General features: G+C 53.8%; 3 protein-coding genes and 2 tRNA genes. 1 reads left to right on the top strand and 4 read right to left on the bottom strand.

What is annotated here, in order from left to right; translation table 11 throughout:
* Nucleotides 1–377: 377 nt before the first annotated feature.
* Nucleotides 378–454 (bottom strand) — tRNA-Arg (locus UIA24_RS18720).
* Nucleotides 455–560: 106 nt separating this feature from the next.
* Nucleotides 561–1,172: a phosphonate metabolism protein/1,5-bisphosphokinase (PRPP-forming) PhnN gene (gene phnN / locus UIA24_RS18715; RefSeq protein WP_330523539.1), complete on the bottom strand. Its 612-nt coding sequence runs from the start codon at nt 1,170–1,172 to the stop codon at nt 561–563.
* Nucleotides 1,173–1,517: 345 nt separating this feature from the next.
* Here phnN and UIA24_RS18710 point away from each other — a divergent pair, with 345 nt between their 5' ends.
* The gene (locus UIA24_RS18710; RefSeq protein ID WP_009681471.1) at nt 1,518–1,844 is read left to right on the top strand and encodes an Arc family DNA-binding protein; all 327 of its coding nucleotides are present in this window, start codon (nt 1,518–1,520) and stop codon (nt 1,842–1,844) included.
* 62 nt (nt 1,845–1,906) lie between these two features.
* Here the strand turns inward: UIA24_RS18710 and mgtE are convergent, their stop codons facing one another.
* The gene (mgtE, locus tag UIA24_RS18705; protein WP_065761966.1) at nt 1,907–3,349 is read right to left on the bottom strand and encodes a magnesium transporter; all 1,443 of its coding nucleotides are present in this window, start codon (nt 3,347–3,349) and stop codon (nt 1,907–1,909) included.
* 381 nt (nt 3,350–3,730) lie between these two features.
* A tRNA-Arg gene (locus tag UIA24_RS18700) sits at nt 3,731–3,807 on the bottom strand.
* Nucleotides 3,808–3,809 lie beyond the last annotated feature (2 nt).

Genomic DNA, 3,809 nt, shown 5'->3' with positions numbered 1-3,809 from the left:
CAGCAATCTCAAATGACTATTTCGATTTCTCGTGTAGTCACTTGTGATGCTGATAATCTTTTTGACTATCAGTCTGACTTCACAAGCACCCACACGAATTGCTTGATTCAATTGTTAAAGAGCGGTTGGTTAAGAGCTTTTCGTCTCAACCGATGGCGCGCATTATACGCTTTTCGAAGCACCCGTCAAGCAATTATTTCGAGTTTTTTCAGATTTTCTCTTTAGGCTTCAAATGCTTAACAAGCCCTGCTCACCCTAGCCTTATATAAGCAGCAGCTCACATCAGCAACCCGACCGATACATGCATCTCAATACAGCCGCCCTTCAGGGCACCTGCCAGAGGCGAACGGAATCATTCCAAGCTACGTTGAGGCAAATGGTGTCCCAGGGCAGGTTCGAACTGCCAACCTTCCCCTTAGGAGGGGGATGCTCTATCCAATTGAGCTACTGAGACGCAGAAACCGGCAGCGAATGCTGCGCAGCGCAAGTCGGCGAGCATGTTACCCAGCACACCGACATTTGTCATGTCATCCGTAGGGGTTTTTAGCTGTAGGCTTTATTTACGCCTTCGCAACCAACACCCCCTCCTCGCCCAGCAGTATCAACAAGCGCGAAACGGTATCAAGCAACTCACCGGAGTTATCCAGAACACGCACCGAGCGATCCTCGACACAAGCCAAGGCACGGGCACGCTCCAGACGACGCTCGATGTCATCAAGACTTTCGCGCGCGCGCCCAAGCAAACGCGCACGCAGCACTCTGGCATCAACGGTCAGCAAGATTGGCAACAGGCTCGGGTAGCGCCTGCGGGCCTCAACCAAGTGGGCCCGGGAACCATTGACCAGCACGTGCCGCCCCTCTTCCAGCCAGGCATCGATCTGCGCCGGAATACCGTAGGACAACCCGTTAGCCTGCCAATGCAGCGCAAACGCCCTCTGATCACGAAGCAACTCAAACTGCTGCCATGTAACACCATGAGCGTCCTCCCCCTTGGCCTCCACCGCCCGGGTAATCACACGCCGTGCGATCATTACGCCCCGCCCTTGAAGCCCAGAACGAGCCGCTTCGATCAGGCTGTCCTTGCCGGCCCCTGAAGCCCCCATGAGGTAGATCAATCGGCCGGCCTTGACCGTCTGGACTGTCAAGCAATCGTCACTTGCGTCATGCTGCATAGCCACTATGCTCTTAAGTTAAGGAAACCACGCAAATTTTAGAGTTTTCTACCGCGCCATTCTTGCCATTTGCCGGTGCGAGGAGAAAGCTATCACTCAAACGGATAAGCGAAAAAATGAAAACTTTCAAAACCAGTACGCATTTCTGATAATTGGTACTGGCAAATAGCCTTTATCCAGCTCATTATTTGTCACAGAATTGACGCCAAGGAACCGGCGATTGTGAGGCATCATAAGCGCCTCATTCGCAATTCAGGTTGAACATTTGGCCCCAACAGTGGTCGTAACGTCACCGTGCGGCCAATTTCAAGAACCGCTTCCCCTGAACTAAAACCGGTCAATTATATGCGCCCAATGAAACAGGCTATCTACTCAAGCCGCACCGCAGACAAATTCGTCGTCCGCCTGCCCGACGGAATGCGTGAGCGCATTGCTGAGGTTGCGCGCAACCACCATCGCAGCATGAACTCTGAAATCATCGCTCGCCTGGAGCAAAGTCTGATCCAGGAAGGAGCTCTGGGCGATGAGCTAAGCATGCGCCTGGACAGCCCTGAACTGTCCCTGCACGAACGCGAACTACTGCAACGCTTTCGCCAGCTCTCCCACCGCCAACAGAATGCACTGGTCGCGCTGATCGCCCATGATGCAGAAATGGCAGCTGATGCTTCCTGAATCACGCACACACAAAAAAGCCCGCATCATTGCGGGCTTTTTTGTGCCTGAGCCAAACACACTTACAGCAGAAAGATAGTTGCAAGCCCCAGAAAGATGAAGAAACCACCGCTGTCGGTTACAGCCGTGATCATCACGCTGGAGCCCATTGCCGGATCACGCCCCATACGCACCAGGGTCATCGGAATCAGCACACCCATCAGCGCAGCAAGCAACAGGTTCAGGGTCATTGCAGCAGTCATCACCACACCCAGCGACCAGCTGTGGTAAAGCAGGAACGCCACGATACCTATCACACCACCCCAAATAAGGCCGTTGATCAGGGCAACCGCCAGTTCCTTACGCATTAGCCGCGACGTATTCCCTGGGCTCACCTGATCAAGCGCCATAGCGCGAACAATCATGGTGATCGTCTGGTTACCGGAGTTACCACCAATACCCGCCACGATCGGCATCAAGGCTGCCAACGCCACCAGTTTTTCGATCGACCCCTCAAACAGCCCAATCACACGAGAGGCCACGAATGCAGTAATCAGGTTGATGGCCAACCAGGCCCAACGGTTACGCAGCGAGCGCCAGACCGAAGCAAAGATATCTTCCTCTTCGCGCAGACCCGCCATGCTCAGGACTTCGCTTTCGCTTTCCTCCCGAATAAGGTCAACCATTTCATCAATGGTCAGACGACCAATCAGGCGATCGTTTTTGTCAACGACTGGGCCAGAGATCAAGTCATAGCGCTCAAATGCCAGGGCCGCATCGTAAGCGTCTTCCTCGGGGTGGAAGGTCACCGGATCGCTGGCCATGACCTCGGAAACCTTTTTCTCCGGGTCATTGACCAACAGACGCTTGATCGGCAAGACGCCTTTGAGGATACCGTCATAATCGACCACGAAAAGCTTGTCGGTATGCCCCGGCAACTCTTTCAGGCGACGCAGGTAACGCAACACCACTTCAAGGCTGACATCCTCACGAATGGTCACCATCTCGAAGTCCATCAGCGCACCGACCTGGTCCTCGTCATAGCTCAGAGCAGAACGCACACGCTCACGCTGCTGAGCATCCAGGCTCTCCATGAGCTCGTGAACGACGTCGCGCGGCAACTCTGGGGCAAGGTCTGCCAGTTCGTCAGCATCCATCTCCTTGGCCGCAGCCAGGAGCTCATGATCGTCCATGTCGGCGATCAGGGTTTCTCGAACCGAGTCAGACACTTCGAGCAGGATGTCGCCGTCACGCTCAGCCTTGACCAACTGCCAAACGGTCAATCGGTCATCGAGCGGTAACGCTTCGAGAATATAGGCGACGTCGGCAGAGTGCAGATCGTCGAGCTTGCGCTGCAGCTCGACCAGATTCTGTCGATGAACCAGGTTTTCAACCAGGTCATGATGATGACCTTCCTGGCGATGCGTGAGGTCTTCAACAACACGCTGGCGCTGCAACAGCTCAACCACCTGGGCCAGGCGATCCTGCAGGCTATCTTGGGTCTTTTTTACTTCGATTTCAGTCATAGGCGAACTCCACTCCCAGCAGGGAGCACGCCGGGAGGATCAATCAGTCAGATCGTGATTGGCAAAATCAGCTATTGAGTAACTACTGGGTAAGTCCATGGTGGTATTCCACAAGCCCCGGCGGGGCTGACGGGCGCAATCATACACTGCTTGAACAATCGAAGCGCTTAAAATCTTGACCAGAACAGTCGCTTGCAACATAAAGCTCGACCGCATCCAGATACACTAATACGACGGCACTGCCACAGAGAAAAGCACATCGCCTGGGATATCAGCACAAGAAGATGGCGCACTAACTGACAATCTAGCCATTGCGCTTTACGAGAAAATTAATTTCGCGGAAAACAAAAAGCCCGCATAAAATGCGGGCTTTCTGATATATGGTGCACTCAGGAGGATTCGAACCTCCGACCGCTCGGTTCGTAGCCGAGTACTCTATCCAGCTGAGCTATGAGTGCAG

The sequence above is a fragment of the Pseudomonas sp. AL 58 genome, from assembly GCF_036348395.1.
Lineage (GTDB): Bacteria > Pseudomonadota > Gammaproteobacteria > Pseudomonadales > Pseudomonadaceae > Aquipseudomonas > Aquipseudomonas defluvii.
Note: the sequence above shows the minus strand (reverse complement) of the source record. Positions and strands in the feature narration are given on the sequence as shown.